This window comes from Cellvibrio sp. UBA7671 (assembly GCA_002483145.1).
Taxonomy (GTDB): Bacteria; Pseudomonadota; Gammaproteobacteria; order Pseudomonadales; family Cellvibrionaceae; genus Cellvibrio; species Cellvibrio fibrivorans.
Genome location: DLHJ01000019.1, coordinates 280876 through 296859 on the forward strand (window position 1 = coordinate 280876; position 15984 = coordinate 296859).

Sequence of the window (15984 nt, forward strand, 5' to 3'; positions counted from 1 at the left end):
AATCGAAATTGAGTATTGACGATATAATTGAGATGGAATTTCCTCTGAGAGAGAATTAATAAATTGGAAAAAGTATGATATGGAATTATTAGTTTTAGCGGGAATTGTTGCACCACTGTGGATGCTAGTGGGCGTAATTGTAGTCGCGCGTTTATATCCCGGTTATAACCATCGCCAACAGGTGATGAGTGAGTTGGGTGCACGCAACCGCGCCACTACCAAAATTCACCCATGGATCAATAATTTTCCTATTGGGTTTTGGTTTGTATTGTTTGGTACGATGCTACTGAATATTGAATCCACTAATAACCTTTTATTTTTAACCGGTATTTTGATGATGGTGCAGGGCGTTTCACATTGGGTAACGGGCTTGTTTCCCTGTGATGAAAATTTGGGTGTTCCCAAACCATCAAAGGGGCAGGTAATACATAACCTTGCGGGTTTGGCGATGTATTTTTCTTTGCTTGCCACCTGCTTGCTATGGACGATTAAAATACACAATTTGCCTGCGTGGTTTTCGCTGTATTCCGCAGTTAGTGCAGTAATATCAGTTGTTGCTCTGGTGTTAATGTTGCGTGCGATCAAAACCAATATCAACTTGGGTTTATATCAACGCATTAATTATGGTGTGTTGGCGGTTTGGGTAGTGGTTTTGAGTTTGATGTTGATGAAGAATTAATTTGGATTGCTTTTTTTTATTGTTAATGATTATGAGAGGATAACGGATTGAGCGAGGAATTCACTGGCTGCAGACTCGCCTACATCTTCACTAAACAATGTTTTGTTTTCTTAATTCATCGCTCAATCCATAAAATGGCTTTTCTGTAAGATACTGATTGGTGTTGTTAAATAGTTCCAGCTGAAAAAACGCATTACTCTCCCGCAAATCAATAAACCTCACGCCTACACCGATCAACCGCACTGGCAAATTTTTCCGCTCATAAGCTTCTGCACACAAACTTTGCAATTCCATTAAAGACACCGCACTGGCACTACGCTCGATGGTTGTGATACTGAAATCTGAAAATTTAAGTTTTACAAAGAGTTTTACCACTTTGTAGTCATCATCGACACGGCGCAAGCGTATCGCCAGTTGTTGGCTTAGTGGTGGTAATTCGTGCAGGCAGTTTTCCAATCCGAGAAGATCCTGTGAGAAGGTATTTTCCACACTGAGAGATTTTCGGCGTCTGTCTACCGTTAATTCGCGCTCATCAATTCCACGGCTCAGTTTATAGAGGCGTGAACCCATTTGGCCGTAGCGCTGCGATAACTCAAAGATTGAAAATTTGTGCAGGTCGCCGCAAGTAAAGATATTGGATTCCGCCAGTTTTGCAGCCATGGCTTTGCCGACGCCATAAATTTTTTTGACGGGTAGTTGCGCAACAAATGCCGGGACTTTCTCCGGTGGGATAACAAATTGCCCGTTGGGTTTATTCCAGTCGCTGGCGACCTTGGCGAGAAATTTATTGGGGGCGATACCGGCGGAGACAGTGATACCGATTTCATCTTTAATACGTTGGCGAATTTCTTGTGCGATTAGGGTGGCGCTACCGCGGTGAGTTTTAGTATCGCTCACATCCAAATATGCTTCATCGAGCGAGAGTGGCTCAACTAACTCGGTGTATTCGTAAAAAATATCGCGCATTTTTGCCGAAGCTTCGCGATAGGCATCCATGCGCGTGGGCAGGATTAATAAATCCGGGCACAGGCGTTTTGCGGTCCTAGAGGGCATGGCCGAATGTACGCCATAGCGGCGCGCTTCATAGTTGCAGGTAGAGATTACGCCGCGCCGATCACTGCTGCCGCCCACTGCAATCGGGCGATGGACAAGGCTGGGATCATCGCGCATCTCGACCGCTGCGAAGAAACAATCTGCATCACAATGAATAATTTTGCGCATGGGGAATAATGTTTTTGTAAAGATGCTGTATTTAAACACAGTATTTGGTGAGTGGCAGCTGGTTGAAGCAAAGATCACGGATTCCGCTGACATGGCTTGGCAGTAAGAGGAGGTGTCTATGGGTAAAATTAGGTTAACTTGTATGACAATATGATCTGACAAGGGCTATTCTTTCTGTTGTACAGCGTAATTACTACACCATAACAACAAATAGGAGACATCCATGCGAGCTATCAAGCCGCTCATCGCCGCACTTGGCCTGAGCCTCAGTTTTACCGCCTTGGCTGACACTCAGGTCAGTGTCGATACCACCAAGCCCGGTCCGGTCATCAACAAAAACATCTATGGCCAATTTGCCGAGCACTTGGGGCGCGGAATATACGAAGGTATTTGGGTTGGCCCCAAATCCAAAATCCCCAATACCAAAGGCTGGCGCAACGACGTAGTGGGTGCGCTGAAAGATTTGCAGGTACCGCTGGTGCGTTGGCCGGGCGGTTGTTTTGCCGATGAATATCACTGGCGCGAGGGTATTGGCCCGCGCGATAAGCGCCCTGCACGAGTGAACACCAACTGGGGGGGGGTGATAGAAGATAACGCCGTAGGTACCCATGAGTTCTTTGATCTGGTGGAAATGCTCGGCGCTGAAGCTTACGTCAACGGTAATCTTGGAACTGGTACTCCGCAGGAAATGGCAGAGTGGCTGGAGTACATGACCTCGGATAGCAAATCGACCCTGGCTGAACTGCGCCGCAAAAATGGCCGCGATAAACCTTTTCGTGTGCATTATTTTGCGATCGGTAATGAGGCATGGGGCTGCGGCGGCAATATGACCCCCGAGTTCTACACTCATCTCTACAAGCAATACGCCAGCTTCCTCAAAACGCCGAAAGACAACACACCGATTTTGATTGCCAGCGGCGGCCACACTGACGACACCAGTTGGGCAGATCATCTCACTGCCAATGTAAAACCGAATTGGGCGTTGCGAATGGATGCAGTGAGTTTCCACTATTACACACTGCCGAAAGGCGATTGGACAGTAAAAGGCGCCGCACTTAAATTCCCTGAGGCCGAGTGGATGTCCACCATGGTCAATACACTGAAAATGGATCAGTTTATTGTTAACAACAAAAAAGTGATGGATAAAAATGACCCTGAGAAAAAAGTCGGTTTCTATGTGGATGAGTGGGGCACGTGGTACGACGTAACTGGTGATGATGATCCAGGTTTCCTCTATCAACAAAACAGTTTGCGCGATGCGATTGTCGCTGGCTTGAATTTCAATATTTTCCACAAACACGCTGACCGTGTGCACATGAGTATCATCGCGCAGATGGTGAACGTATTGCAGGCAATGATTTTGACGGACAAGGAAAAAATGGTTCTGACTCCGACTTATCATGTATTCAAAATGTACATTCCATTCCAGGGGGCTACATCTTTGCCGCTGGAGCTGAAAAATGTACCGCAATACACGCTGGGCAGTGCTTCAATCCCTGCAGTGAGTGCAACAGCAGCGCGTGCGAAAGATGGCAAAGTGTATATCGCTTTGGTTAACGCCAACCCCAACAAGGCGGAAACCGTTGATATTAATTTGGCGGGTATAACAGTGAATGGTGTGAGCGGCCAGGTGTTAACTGCAGCAGCAATGGATGCACACAATACCTTCGCAGCGCCAGAGACGATTAAGCCAGCAGCTTACTCAGCGAAAGCCAAAAATGGAAAACTGGCGTTGGAGATTCCAGCTAAAGCAGTGGTAGTTGTTGCAGTAGAATAAGTTTTACCGAGACAAAAAAATGGGCGCAATGTGCGCCCATTTTTTTTGGTATTTTTTACTGGGACAATTTATCAAACTGCGCATAATTATTTTTTAGCCACACTCGCACACGCGAGCGTTCGATAATGTTCATTACATCCGTATTGTTCGCTGCCGCCCAAAAGCTGGTGTTGGCAAAATCAATACGCGCCGCGAGTTGCGGTTGTAGTTTTGCCAGTGTTATAAAAATCGCATTGCGGTCTTTTGCTTTTTGGTAAGTAGTTGATTGCTCAAAGTGTTCAAAACACTCTCCGCGGCCTAAGTTATTGACTACCACAATCTTGATAAAATCCTGCGGGTAACGATTGAGCAGCCCATTTAATAAATTCACGGAATCTGCACCGTCATCCATCACATGCCATAAAAAGACTTGGCTGCCCAACTCCTGCAGCAGTGCGAGCGCATCGCTCTCGTCAATCCACTTGCCCAAGCGGGTGGAGGTTTGTGCTGCTAAATCAACAATCAAATCGCTGCCGGGATTTTCCTGCGCGAGAATAATCAGCTGATCGAGGCTATCGTAATCGTCAACAATTAAGGGCGATGCAAACTCGCTGTAAAAGCGTGAAAAAGTCCCGTGAGATTGATCGGAGTCCAAGCCGATAAAAGGTTTTTCTGCGTCGATCAAATACTGCGCCAATAACCGCGCGGTCATAGATTTGCCAACCCCGCCTTTTTCGCCACCGATAAAATGCACATTACTCATTGCTGTTTCCTTGTTGGGAGCTGTAGAGGGATCTTGTGGTGGGACTGTAACACATGCGATGTGACATTTTTTATGCGCCCTAAAAGAGGGCTGGTTTTTGTGGGCTGATAAAAAATAGGGCGCAATGTGTTGCGCCCTCTTGATACTGCTTTTTTGATTTATTACTTAAAACAAATCCTCAATCGATAAATAACGCTCACCGGTATCGTAACTGAAAATAATTACGCGGCTGCCGGGTTTCATCTCGGCTTGTTTCTGCGCGACTGCAGCGAGGGTTGCGCCGGAGGATATGCCGATAAAAATCCCTTCTTTCAACGCGCATTGGCGAGCCATTTCAAACGCGTCGGTTTCGCTCACGAGGATGGTGCCGTCGAGGGCTTCTTTATTTAATACTTGCGGGATAAAACCGGCACCGATTCCCTGGATGCGGTGCAAGCCTTTCTGGCCGCCGCTGATGACGGGGGATTTTTCCGGCTCTACGGCAAAGGTTTTTAAGTGCGGGAATTTTTCTTTCAACACTTCACTACAACCGGTGATATGACCGCCAGTGCCTACGCCGGTGATCATGTAATCAATTCCTTCCGGGAAATCGTTAAGAATTTCCTGCGCAGTGGTGTTGCGGTGAACTTCCACATTTGCAGGGTTGTTGAATTGCTGCGGCATCCAGCTGTTGTCATTTTCGGCCAGTATTTCATTGGCTTTGGCGATGCAGCCGCCCATGCCTAGCTCTTTCGGGGTAAGCACCAATTCAGCGCCCAGGGCCTTCATGTTTTTGCGGCGCTCGACCGACATGGATTCCGGCATGGTGAGAATGAGGCGATAGCCTTTTACCGCGCAAACGAGTGCGAGGCCGATGCCGGTGTTACCGGAAGTGGGTTCAACAATAAGGGTATCTTTGTTGATCAAGCCTTTGGCTTCGGCGTCTTCAACCATCGCCAACGCGATGCGGTCTTTGATACTGCTGCCTGGATTGAAGCGCTCGACTTTCATCCAGACTTCGATATCGCTGCGGAATAAATGGTTGATGCGGACGTGCGGCGTGTTGCCAATGGTTTGGAGAATATTGTCGAATTTCATAGGTATTCCTTTTTAAGTTAGGCTTGGTTTAGACAAGCTATTTGTCGGGTCGATGTTCTTTCATTAATAGGGTCGAACAATTGAGCGGTTTGGTCAGTAGACAAATATGGCTCAGCTCTGGCGCGTATGTTAGCATTCTGCGGTTGGCGTAAAGGTGCCAACGTCAATCAAATAACATAATTGCACGGAGCTTTAAAAAATGTCGATACGCATTTTATTTACTTTTCTCTTCGTTAGTTTTCTTTCTGGATGTGCTGTTAACAAGATGGATGCGCAGATTTTTCCCGATCAGGATCTCAGCAAGATAAACTCCTTCTATGTCGTTAAGTTGGATGGTGATGATCGTGGTGTGAATGAGCTCATCACTAAAAAATTGTCGGCGATTGGCAAACAAGCCACTACCGGTAATGCCGCTAGTGCCCCTGCTCAGGTTGATGCGTTGGTGACTTATACTGACAAGTGGATGTGGGATATCACCATGTACATGATTGAACTTACCGTTGTTATGCAAGATCCTAAAGATAAGTTCCCCATCGCCAAAGGCTATTCCATGCATACTTCGCTGACTCGATTGTCACCGGAAAAAATGGTGGATGAAGTCATCACTAATATATACAAAAAACAAACTAACTAAGGCGAGGGCAAATAATGTACCGTCTCATCGCATTACTCTGTGCTTCGCTATTATTTACCGGCTGCGCCTCACCAACCAACCCTGTTGCTATGGTACCTGTAGATTACGTACCCGGGAAAATTCAACCCTATTCGGTTAGCGTAAATGTAGCTGGTGGGCAAGACACATCCGCGCTTGGTAAATCCAGTGTGGCTGATGCTGACCTGAAAACAGCAATAGAAGAAACCATCCTGAAAACCAAAGCTTTTAAGCAACTGGTTAAGGTGGGTGGTGCAGATTACGAATTATCCGCCTCTATTTTGACCGTCAACCAACCAACAATGGGTTTCAGTTTTACCGTTAAAACAGACTTGGCCTGGAAGTTGAGAAAAGTGGCTGACGATAACATCGTTTGGCGCAAAGTCATCAACTCTCAACATACCACAGGTGCTGGCGAAGCATTTGCTGGTGTAGAGCGTTTGCGTTTGGCTACTGAAGGTGCAATCAGAAGTAATATCGAGCTTGCACTTAAGGATATTGCTACGCTGGAACTGTGATTTAAAACGGCTTTTGCAGTCAAACAAAAATGCCCAAGCAAGTTGCTTGGGCATTTTTGTTTGTGTGTGGTATGAAACCTAAAGTCTTGGTGATACTAACTGTTTAGCCTTTTTGGCTCTTACTGCGGATGACTACCAATGCCAGCAATCCGCAGAACAACAGCAGTAGAGCAGAGGGTTCAGATACATTACTAACAGGTGTCTTCGGAGGTTCAGGCAGATCCGGCGGTACAAAAAAACCATCCCATAAATTTGCTTGTGCTCCCCAGCCCCCGGTCCAGGATTTTGCAATCACCTGGCCACTCAAATCGCCTTGTAAAAAAGTGAAATCGGCATTGGGGGCGAGGATATTGCCTTTGATACCGCCTTCAAAAGTGATTTTTTCTGCTTCAAAAAAGTTGTACAGGATATTACTGGCCGCCATATTCAATGGATCAAAACCTTCGCGTTTGCCGTAGTTGAGCGAGTCAAATTTAATATTTTTGCCGCTGACATTGATGACCAGCGTATCGTTTTTATCCAGCCCGGTTGCGGTTAGATCGGTCGCTTTTGCCAACTGGTGGCCGGTGATATTGGCAACGTACACATCGTTGTTACTGGTGCCATCCAGAATCAGCCAGTTGTTGTATTTAAATTCCAAGCCGCCGGTATTGGATTGGCCCGCCAGTTCTTTGGATAGCTCAGTAAACTGGTTAAAGGCAGAGTTGAAATCAATCGGGGTAGCTTTTGTGGTACTGCCCAACACAGCATTTTTGCTGGAGCCCTCGGTGAGTTTGCCGCCCAGAATCAGATTGCCTTTGACGTTGCCCCAGGCCCACTGGGTGGTGGTCAGATTGCCACCCACCACTAACACATCAGAATACTTGCCGGGTTCAGTCCAGAATTGTTTGCCGTCGCGCCATGTACCTGGCTCGTAGTTCACACCCACGTCGTATTGGCCGATATTGGCGTTACCGCCAATGGCGATTTTGCCTTGGGAGTCAGCCCCCGGTTGGGTGAAGTTCTCTTTAATAAAGAGGTTGTAGCCAGCCGCTGGGCCCAGATCGATATTAATCGCGCTGGCTTGCGTGGCGGTGACCAAGACTAAAACGGCAGAAACATACTTGAGCATAAGTGCGAACCAGTTCACATAAATCAATGCTGTGCAGTTTAGGTTGATTTATGCTCAATCTCAAGCTGATTGTTATAAAAAATTTCCTGCTTGTTTTTATTTGTTATAAGTAAAAATTGGAAAACTTCCCACCGCATGGATTAATTGGAATAAGCCGGTTAATCCAGTCGCTTTTTGAACCGGCTTGCTGCTGCTATCACCCCAAGCACGGTAAACCCGATCAGCCACCATAAATCTGGCTGCAAATCTTCCAGCGTTGCGCCGCGCAACACAATCGCGCGCACCATGCGAATAAAGTGAGTCGCGGGTAGCGCTTCGGCAATCCACTGCGCTGCTTCAGGCATACCCTCGTAGGGGAACATAAAACCCGAGAGCAGGATTGAAGGGATCAACAAAAACACAGTGAGTTGCATCGCCTGCAATTGGGTTTTGGCGATGGTGGAAACCAGCAGGCCAAGCGTGAGGCTGGCGCTGATAAAGGCGAAGACGCCGAGGACCAGCTGATCCAGCCGGCCATTGATCGGCACATCAAAAATCAGATGGCCGAGGCCGAGAATAATCGACACCTGAATCAGGCCGACAAAAATATAGGGCACGATTTTGCCGATCATAATCTCGCTGGAGCGCACCGGCGTAGTGATCAGCAATTCCAGGTTGCCGCGCTCGCGCTCGCGTACCAGCGCCGCCGAGGTAAACATCACCATGGTCATGGTAAGCACAATAGCCACTAGCCCGGGCACGATATTAATCGCTGAGCGTCGTTCAGGATTAAAGAAGAGCGCGATCTCAAAGGTGTTTTTGCGCGCGCTGGGCTGCGCCTCAAAACCACTGGCAAAGGGCATTTGTTGCAGCGCAAGCAGCGCGTTGCTGACCATGGTATCGGAACCATCGATCAGCCACTGGGCTATCGGGCGTTGGTCTTGCAGCCGTTGGCCAAAATCTTCGGGGATCACCAGTACCGCGTGGACATGGCCGCGCCGAATCGCATCTTCCGCCTGCTTGGGGGTTTGATAGGTTTCGGTAAAACTCACCACTTGCGTGGCTGTGAGGTCGCTCACCAACGCACGGGCAGTCTGGGTATGACTCAAATCCACCACGCCGACGGGCAGTTCGCGCACATTGGTGTTGATGGCGAACCCAAATAGTAACAACTGGATCAAGGGCACCATTACGATCATGCCGAAAGTAGGGCGGTCGCGCGTCAGCTGGCGCAACTCTTTAAACACAATTGCACCGATCCGCTGCAAGCTTTGGCCAAAGGCGTTAATCGCCGTTGCTTTCTTAGTCGGCGCATTCATTGCCGCGCTCCCTGCCCGTCAGGCGCGTTACTGCCAGTGCAATGGACAAACACGTCTTCCAGGCTCGGGCGCACGGTGTGTATCTGGCGATTGGCAACTAATTCGGGGTGCACACTGCGCAACCAGGTTTCCGGATCCTCAATCGCTTCTTTGATCAATACGCGCAGATGCGTTCCCTGTTGCGCGGTAGATACCACTTCCGGCAATTCCCCCAATTGTTGCTTGAGCAAGCGCAGGTTTTCGCCATCGATTTCAACCACCCGGGCGCCCAGCTCGCGCATCAATTGCGCGGGTGCACCATCGGCGCGTTTCACTCCGCTCTCCATAATTGCCAAACCGTGGCAGCGTTCGGCTTCATCCATGTAATGGGTAGAGACCAGAATGGTAGTGCCGCTATCGCAGAGGTCGAACAATTTTTCCCAAAAATCGCGCCGGTTTTCCGGGTCTACGGCGGAGGTGGGTTCGTCGAGGATCAATAATTCCGGTTGATGTAAGGTCGCGGCCGCGAGTGCCAACCGCTGGCGCTGGCCGCCGCTGAGTGCACCGGCGAGACGGGTTTTGCGCTCGTTGAGTTGATAGCGACGGAGTTGGCTGTCGATCAACTGTTTTACGCTGCGGCTTTCAAGGTTGTAGATCTGCGCCATAAAGCGCAGGTTTTCCTGTACGGTTAAATCGTCGTACAGCGAAAACTTTTGCGTCATATAGCCGAGGCGGCGGCGCAGTAATTCCGCTTGTTCGGGAATATCCATTCCCAATACACGCACGCTGCCCGCACTCGGCGTGAGCAGGCCGGTGATTAAACGCATGCTGGTCGATTTCCCGCAGCCGTTGGGGCCGAGGAAGCCGTAAATGGTTTTGTGAGGAATGCGTAAATCCAGCTGGTCTACTGCGACAAAATCGCCAAAGCGACGGGTCATGCCGATGGTTTCTATCGCCCAGTCTTGAGCGCGCGGTTCTTTTAAATCAATCATGGGGCAGTTCAACCTGTACCGGCAAACCGCTCGGCAAATTAGCGGCGGATGCGGGCAGTTGCACTTCGGCTAAATACACAAGGCGGGCGCGATCGGTGGAGTTAAGTGCGAAGTAGGGCGTAAAGGCCGGGTCTTGTGAAACCCAGCGCAGCTTGCCGGTTTGGGGCTGCTCTAGGCCATCAATATGGATCACCAATTCCTGTCCTGCGTTGACTTTCAGGCGATGGGTTTCGGGGACATAAATTCGCGCGTAGGGCGCGTTTTTATCGAGAAGGGTTGCTACCGCTTCACCGATGCTGGTGCGCTCGCCCAAGTGTTTGGGTAGGTGATCCAATCGTGCGTCGCTGGTGGCACGGATGCTCAATTCGCCCAGATTGTATTGCTCCAGCTCCAGTGCAGCTTTGGCGAGCGCAACTTGCGCTTCGGCTTGCTGCAAATCTTCTTCGCGGGTACCGTTGGTAAGTAACAACAGATTCTCGTGGGATTGATCGAGATTGGCTTGCGCCGAATCGCGTTTAGCGCGGGCACTGTCCAACTCGGCGGCACCGGCTAGTTTTTTGCTCACCAATGTTTCAGCGCGGGCAAAGGTTTTTTGCGCTTCAACTAACTGCGCTTCTGCGCCTTTTACTTGCGAGCGCGCAGCGGCTATATCTTCCGTCCGCGCGCCGTTTTGCAATTTGGTGAGATTGGCCTGCGCGCTGGCGAGATTGGCATCGGCCTTGGCGACCAGTGCGTGTTGGCGGCGATCATCCAGCTGCAGCAGTAAATCGCCCGCTTTGACATCGCTGCCTTCGGCAATGGGGAGTTGGGTGATAATTTCGGCGGCGGTCGCTTTGAGCACTATGCGGTCGCGCTCTAGGGTGCCGAGCGCGAGGTGAGCGTTGTTGTCACTGCAGGCTATGAGTTGTGCGGCCAGTGCCAGCAGCAGGCAAAGACGCAAGCTGTAAAACGAAGCTGATTTCATAAATAATCCCTGAGCTATGGATAGCGGAGAGTGTGCCCCCATAGTAATGAGAGTGCCAGATGCCGATTAAACTTTGTTAACCGTTATAGGTGGTTTGGGTGCATCCAGCAAGATAGAGCTGAGTAAGCTTTTGTGTCAGAATCGCGCCAGTTTTCATTTACCATTCGTCAATTTACCAACTGGGGAAATCTCCATGCTTGCAACCACGCTTACATCGCTTAATGGCATTCCACCTTTTCTCGCTTATTTTGCGGTGGCAATTGTATTAGTCCTGATTTTTGTGCGTATTTATACCTGGATGACACCCCATGAGGAGCTGGCATTAATCCGCGCCAATAATTCTGCGGCAGCACTTGCATTTGGTGGTGCGATTATTGGATTCGCATTGCCGCTGTCCAGTGCGATTACACACTCGCAGTCACTGCTTGATTGTGCGGTATGGGGCGCAGTTGCCCTGGTTGTACAGATTCTTACTTTTGTTACGTTGCGCGTAGTACTTAAACAATTATCCGAGCGCATCGACAATGGTGAAATGGCATCCGGTATTTTTGCTGCAACGCTCGCAATTGCCGTGGGTTTAATTAATGCCGCGTGCATGTCCTATTAATTTATCGATAACTGATTGTGGAGTTGAATGATGAAACGCAGTAAAAAAGCCGCATTAGTATTGATGGTACCTGTTGCCACATTGTTGCTTGCCGGTTGTGGCGAAGAGCGCGAACAGGCGATGGTATTTACCGACCCGAGTGAATGTAGCGCCGCCGCATTAAATAGTGCCGCCCAGTGCGAGGCCGATTACGCGGCTGCACAAGCCTTGCATCCGCAAGTTGCGCCAAAATATTTAAACAAAGAAGAATGCGAAGTAGATTTTGGTGCGGGCAATTGCGAAACCGCGCCACAGCAAACGACATCGGGCGGGAGTGTATTTATGCCGATGATGATGGGTTATCTGGCCGGGCAAATGTTGAATCGCGGCGGCAGTAACTTCCAACAGCCCGCTGCTGCCGGTGCAGGAGCTGGAACTAATGTGCCCACGCAGCCGCTGTACAAATCGCGCGATGACCGCGGCACTTTTCGCACGGCAACCAACGCACCCGTCGCCGGTGGTATTGGCCCTATCTCGCTGAAACCCTCGCAAGTAAAACCGCAAGTCGGTCAAGTGGTTCGTCGCGGTGGTTTCGGCCAACAAGCGGCTGCGCGCAATAGTTTTGGTGGTTAATGGATGAAACGTATCAGTGTTGCCGAGCGCGCTAATTGGCGCGCTTACGCCGAAGAAGTTGGCTTTAATTTCCACACCTTCGACGGTGAACCCTATTGGGATGAAACCGCTTACTACCAATTCAGTTTGCAGCAAATTGAAGATGATCTGGAAGCGCCGACCGAAGAATTGCATCAAATGACCATGGATATGGTCGGCGATATTACCCGCAGTGAAGAAATGCTCACGCTGCTCAATATCCCGCGCGATTTCTGGAGTTATATCTGGAACTCCTGGAATAAAGGCGAGCCGCATTTGTATGGCCGTTTTGATTTGGTCTACGACGGCACTGGCCCTGCCAAATTACTCGAATTAAATTACGACACCCCTACCTCGTTATTTGAAACCGGATTTTTCCAGTGGGTGTGGTTGGAAGATCAAATTAAAAACGGTGTATTACCCGAGCGCGCCGATCAATTTAATTCCCTGCACGACAAAATCGAACAAGCCTTTGCACAATTAAATTTACCTCAACCATTTTATTTCACCAGCGTACGCGACAATATCGAAGACCGCGGCACGGTCAATTATTTAATGGATATGGCCGCGCAAGCAGGCGTGAATGTTCGCTATATCGCATTGGAAGATATTGGCGACCTAAATGAACAGTTTGTCGATTTGGATAATCAACCGATAAAAGGTTTATTCAAATTGTATCCTTGGGAATTTATGGTGCAGGAGGATTTTGCACGCACGATTACCGCTGCCAATACCCAAATGATCGAGCCAGCGTGGAAGATGCTGTTGTCCAACAAAGGTATTTTACCGCTGCTCTGGCAACGCTATCCCAATCATCCGAATTTATTGCCCGCATTTTTTGAAACTGCAGCGAGTGAACCACTCGGCGCAGGCTGGGTACGCAAACCCTTGTTTTCGCGCGAGGGCGCCAACGTAGATTTAATTACCGCGAGCGGTGAAAAAATTTCTGCAGCAGGTCCTTATGCTGATGGTAATTATGTCCGTCAGGCATTGCATGCACTACCAAAATATCGCGATGAATATCGCAACGCCGATACTTACGCGATGCTCGGTAGTTGGATCGTAGGTGATAGCGCAGCGGGAATTTGTATCCGTGAAGATGAGTCACTTATCACTAAAGATACCTCGCGGTTTTTGCCGCATATTATTTTGGATTGATTGGTATCAATTTTCTACGGTACTTTTCATTACGTTGACTATACTGTTTCGGCCATACCTCGTTTTTGTATTTTATTCTCTTAATTTAACGGACCTTGATTATGAAAAGAATGTTCCTGCTGTTTTTTTGTTCTGTATTTTTAATGTTACTTGGTTGTTCTCAAATCAAAACCGCGAATGTTGATCCTACCAAAGAATATCAGGAAAACGATGCATTTTTGTTGGTGAGAGTACACGCCCATAAAACCGGCAATCTCGGTATTTGGAAGGGTGATCTAAACAAGATTGCTCAGCTAGAGCAGAGTAAAGAAGATCAATTAAGGTTGGTGCCGGTCAAAGTGATTAAAGGCGCTACCATCACTAATTATTACTATGACGAATACGCGGCTAACTTTGAGGGGTTGAGTTTTAATATTGAGCCCGGTGCAATTAACTATGTTGGTGATGTTCATATAGGGCTTGTCGAAGGTGAGCTAAAGAGCTTTTCTCAGGCTGTAATCGATGGCTGGAATATGGCTTCATCCCAGCGTGTTGATACACAAAAGAATAATGTTTATGCAGGAATTGTTATTAAAGATAATGAGCAAGATACTGTGAAAGCAGCAGCAGAACTATTTCCTGGATTGCTTGAAAAGTACCCAGTGATTAACCAAGTACCGAAAAAGCAACAAGCCACGGCCAGAATGGTGTTTGTTGGCAGGATCTAACCGAAATATAACAAATGGATGATATTAACAATGAAAAAAGTAGCTTTAATATGTGTGTTGTTTGTTATGGGCTGTTCCTCGGGTGGTGGCGGGATTCAGGAGTATCGTGAGGCCGCCAGTAAAGGCCGTTCCCAATCTTTGTCTAACAGTGTGGTTCAAGGTGCATCAAGTGCTGCTTTGACGCAGGATCTTAAAGGCGAAATTACTATTGCAGATCCTATGTTTTTAAATTTGGGTTATGCATCTAATTATGATGTCTATCGAATAAAAATCCCTGCTTCCGGAACATATCATGTAAATGTAAAAGCCTTATGTGACTGTTTGGGCTTTAATAAAACACTGATCTTTCCTTCTATCAAGCTTCTTGATGTAAATATGAAGGAGTTAAAAATTGGTGAAGGCAAAATACAAGAGGGGAAGCAATCAGGCAATTTGCTGAAGGCTAATCTTCCTGCGCATTTGGATGCTGATTGGAAAATAGATGTCGGTGCACCAGGAGAGTATTACCTTGTAGTCGCACCATACAATAAAAATTTGGAAAAATTGGCTTTAGCTATCAATAGTAATTTTACTACATCAACAGGAGGTTATAATGTGTACGGAACAGTCACCAATATACCTCTTGTTGCTCATCCTTACGGAAAATACATCGTCCGTATAGAAAAAAATAGTTTGCTGTAGCAATCTAGTCTTAAATGGCTGGGCAAATATATTTTTCTTTCTCGTTCTCAAGCTCCGCTTGGGAACGAGAAAAATAGAGTGTTTGTCAGGATTGTTTTTGTGTGATGATTTTTATCCCTTTGCAGGGATTCCCTGCCGCAACAACCCCTTCCGGAATATCTTTAGTCACTACACTCCCTGCGCCAATCACTGAGCCTTTCCCAATTGTCACGCCCGCTAAAATAATCGCCCCACCGCCAATCCAACAGTCATCGCCAATGGACACTGCTGCACAAAACTCTTTGCCGGTTGCACGTTCAACCGGGTCAAGCGGATGGGTGGTGGCGTAGATTTGTACATTGGGGCCAAACATAACTCTGTCGCCAATGCGCACCTCGGCGCAATCCAGAATGACGCAGTTGTGGTTGGCATAAAATTTTTCGCCCAGAAAAATATTACTACCGTAATCGCAAAAAAAATGGGGTTCTATATAAGCGCTGGATACTTGGCCGAATAGTTGTTGGTAAATCGGTTTGCGCGCTTTGGTTTGGTCGGCACGCAGTGCATTGAGCTGTTGGCAGAGCAATTTGGCGCGTTTGCGTCCGGTGGCCAATTCGGGTTCAAACGGGTTTACTTCAATAAAGGGATTCATGGATTAGCTCTCGTGCGGAGGATATTTTGGGGTAGAATGCCGTAAAACCCAGTTGCAATCATAGAGCAAGCCCATGAGAACCAATGATATTTTTCGCAAACTTACCCAATCTTTACCTTTGGATACCGCACAAATCCAGGCATTGTTTGCGCCATCGGATATAGACCTGAGTGATAAAGACGTTGCGAATCTACTGAAGACCGACTACCAATCCGGCTTTGAAGCTATGCCGGAATACATTCTGATTATTTTCCTGAATAATTTGATTGATCAGGAGCGCGGTAAAAAAGCCGATGCTGTTGCGGAAGTTATTGAGAGACACGCTAAAATTTCCAATAACGATGTGCTGAAAAAATTGCGCATTGCATTTGTATTGCATGAGCAGGATCTGCGCGATGCACTCAAGCTGGTAACTATTGAGCTAACCAAATCGGATCTCGCGGCATTGTTCCGCAAAGCCGGGCATGAACATTACAAAGCCTGCGATGATGAATTGGTGCTGGATTTTATTGAGGGTATTGGAAAACTTCTGCAGCAGAAAAAAGCCGGAGTTTAATCAG

Annotated in this window: 18 protein-coding genes; 10 read left to right on the top strand and 8 right to left on the bottom strand. The window is 47.9% G+C overall.

Annotated elements, in window-relative coordinates:
* Positions 1-79 precede the first annotated feature (79 nt).
* Positions 80-679: a DUF998 domain-containing protein gene (locus tag B4E62_RS20210; protein ID WP_331353334.1), complete on the top strand. Its 600-nt coding sequence runs from the start codon at positions 80-82 to the stop codon at positions 677-679.
* Between the two features lie 90 nt (positions 680-769).
* Here B4E62_RS20210 and dinB read toward each other — a convergent pair whose 3' ends face one another.
* Complete coding sequence (gene dinB / locus B4E62_RS20215; protein ID WP_331353335.1) at positions 770-1900, bottom strand: DNA polymerase IV; 1131 nt, start codon at positions 1898-1900, stop codon at positions 770-772.
* A gap of 223 nt (positions 1901-2123) precedes the next feature.
* Here dinB and B4E62_RS20220 point away from each other — a divergent pair, with 223 nt between their 5' ends.
* Complete coding sequence (locus tag B4E62_RS20220) at positions 2124-3677, top strand: alpha-N-arabinofuranosidase (protein ID WP_310074928.1); 1554 nt, start codon at positions 2124-2126, stop codon at positions 3675-3677.
* 55 nt (positions 3678-3732) lie between these two features.
* Here B4E62_RS20220 and B4E62_RS20225 read toward each other — a convergent pair whose 3' ends face one another.
* Both B4E62_RS20225 and cysK read right to left on the bottom strand, forming a co-directional pair.
* Entirely contained in the window at positions 3733-4419 is a 687-nt protein-coding gene (locus B4E62_RS20225; RefSeq protein ID WP_310074926.1) for a mobilization protein, read from the bottom strand.
* A 165-nt stretch (positions 4420-4584) separates the two neighbouring features.
* Positions 4585-5496, bottom strand: a complete 912-nt coding sequence (gene cysK / locus B4E62_RS20230) for a cysteine synthase A (RefSeq protein ID WP_331353336.1) — start codon at positions 5494-5496, stop codon at positions 4585-4587.
* Positions 5497-5695: 199 nt separating this feature from the next.
* Here cysK and B4E62_RS20235 point away from each other — a divergent pair, with 199 nt between their 5' ends.
* A complete protein-coding gene (locus tag B4E62_RS20235; protein ID WP_310074922.1) occupies positions 5696-6130 on the top strand; it encodes a hypothetical protein in 435 nt (144 codons plus the stop codon).
* Positions 6131-6144: 14 nt separating this feature from the next.
* On the top strand, positions 6145-6666 hold the full coding sequence (locus B4E62_RS20240; RefSeq protein ID WP_310074921.1) for a hypothetical protein: 522 nt from the start codon (positions 6145-6147) through the stop codon (positions 6664-6666).
* A 103-nt stretch (positions 6667-6769) separates the two neighbouring features.
* On the opposite strand, the gene B4E62_RS20245 is transcribed toward B4E62_RS20240, so the two are convergent.
* From B4E62_RS20245 to B4E62_RS20260, 4 genes are all read right to left on the bottom strand, one after another.
* Positions 6770-7777, bottom strand: coding sequence for a choice-of-anchor A family protein (locus B4E62_RS20245; protein WP_310074918.1), 1008 nt, complete (start codon positions 7775-7777; stop codon positions 6770-6772).
* A 158-nt stretch (positions 7778-7935) separates the two neighbouring features.
* The gene (locus B4E62_RS20250) at positions 7936-9075 is read right to left on the bottom strand and encodes an ABC transporter permease (RefSeq protein ID WP_331353337.1); all 1140 of its coding nucleotides are present in this window, start codon (positions 9073-9075) and stop codon (positions 7936-7938) included.
* Positions 9072-10046, bottom strand: a complete 975-nt coding sequence (locus tag B4E62_RS20255; protein WP_331353338.1) for an ABC transporter ATP-binding protein — start codon at positions 10044-10046, stop codon at positions 9072-9074. Before B4E62_RS20255 ends, B4E62_RS20250 begins: the two co-directional genes overlap by 4 nt.
* Positions 10039-11010 carry an HlyD family secretion protein gene (locus tag B4E62_RS20260; protein ID WP_310074911.1) on the bottom strand — a complete coding sequence of 324 codons (972 nt, stop codon included), beginning with the start codon at positions 11008-11010 and terminating at the stop codon, positions 10039-10041. Before B4E62_RS20260 ends, B4E62_RS20255 begins: the two co-directional genes overlap by 8 nt.
* 193 nt (positions 11011-11203) lie before the next feature.
* Between B4E62_RS20260 and B4E62_RS20265 the strand changes: the two genes are divergently transcribed.
* The 5 genes from B4E62_RS20265 to B4E62_RS20285 all read left to right on the top strand — a co-directional run bounded on the left by B4E62_RS20265 (position 11204) and on the right by B4E62_RS20285 (position 14793).
* Positions 11204-11617, top strand: coding sequence for a DUF350 domain-containing protein (locus tag B4E62_RS20265; RefSeq protein ID WP_310074909.1), 414 nt, complete (start codon positions 11204-11206; stop codon positions 11615-11617).
* Positions 11618-11644: 27 nt separating this feature from the next.
* Positions 11645-12229 (top strand): DUF1190 domain-containing protein, encoded by a 585-nt coding sequence (locus B4E62_RS20270; protein ID WP_310074907.1) that lies wholly within the window; start codon positions 11645-11647, stop codon positions 12227-12229.
* A 3-nt stretch (positions 12230-12232) separates the two neighbouring features.
* Positions 12233-13405, top strand: a complete 1173-nt coding sequence (locus B4E62_RS20275) for a glutathionylspermidine synthase family protein (RefSeq protein WP_310074905.1) — start codon at positions 12233-12235, stop codon at positions 13403-13405.
* A gap of 101 nt (positions 13406-13506) precedes the next feature.
* Entirely contained in the window at positions 13507-14112 is a 606-nt protein-coding gene (locus B4E62_RS20280) for a hypothetical protein (protein ID WP_331353339.1), read from the top strand.
* Between the two features lie 30 nt (positions 14113-14142).
* A complete protein-coding gene (locus B4E62_RS20285; protein ID WP_331353340.1) occupies positions 14143-14793 on the top strand; it encodes a hypothetical protein in 651 nt (216 codons plus the stop codon).
* A gap of 85 nt (positions 14794-14878) precedes the next feature.
* Here the strand turns inward: B4E62_RS20285 and B4E62_RS20290 are convergent, their stop codons facing one another.
* Positions 14879-15424, bottom strand: coding sequence for a sugar O-acetyltransferase (locus B4E62_RS20290; protein WP_331353341.1), 546 nt, complete (start codon positions 15422-15424; stop codon positions 14879-14881).
* A 73-nt stretch (positions 15425-15497) separates the two neighbouring features.
* Between B4E62_RS20290 and B4E62_RS20295 the strand changes: the two genes are divergently transcribed.
* Positions 15498-15980 (top strand): DUF1456 family protein, encoded by a 483-nt coding sequence (locus tag B4E62_RS20295; RefSeq protein ID WP_331353342.1) that lies wholly within the window; start codon positions 15498-15500, stop codon positions 15978-15980.
* The last annotated feature ends 4 nt before the right edge of the window (positions 15981-15984 follow it).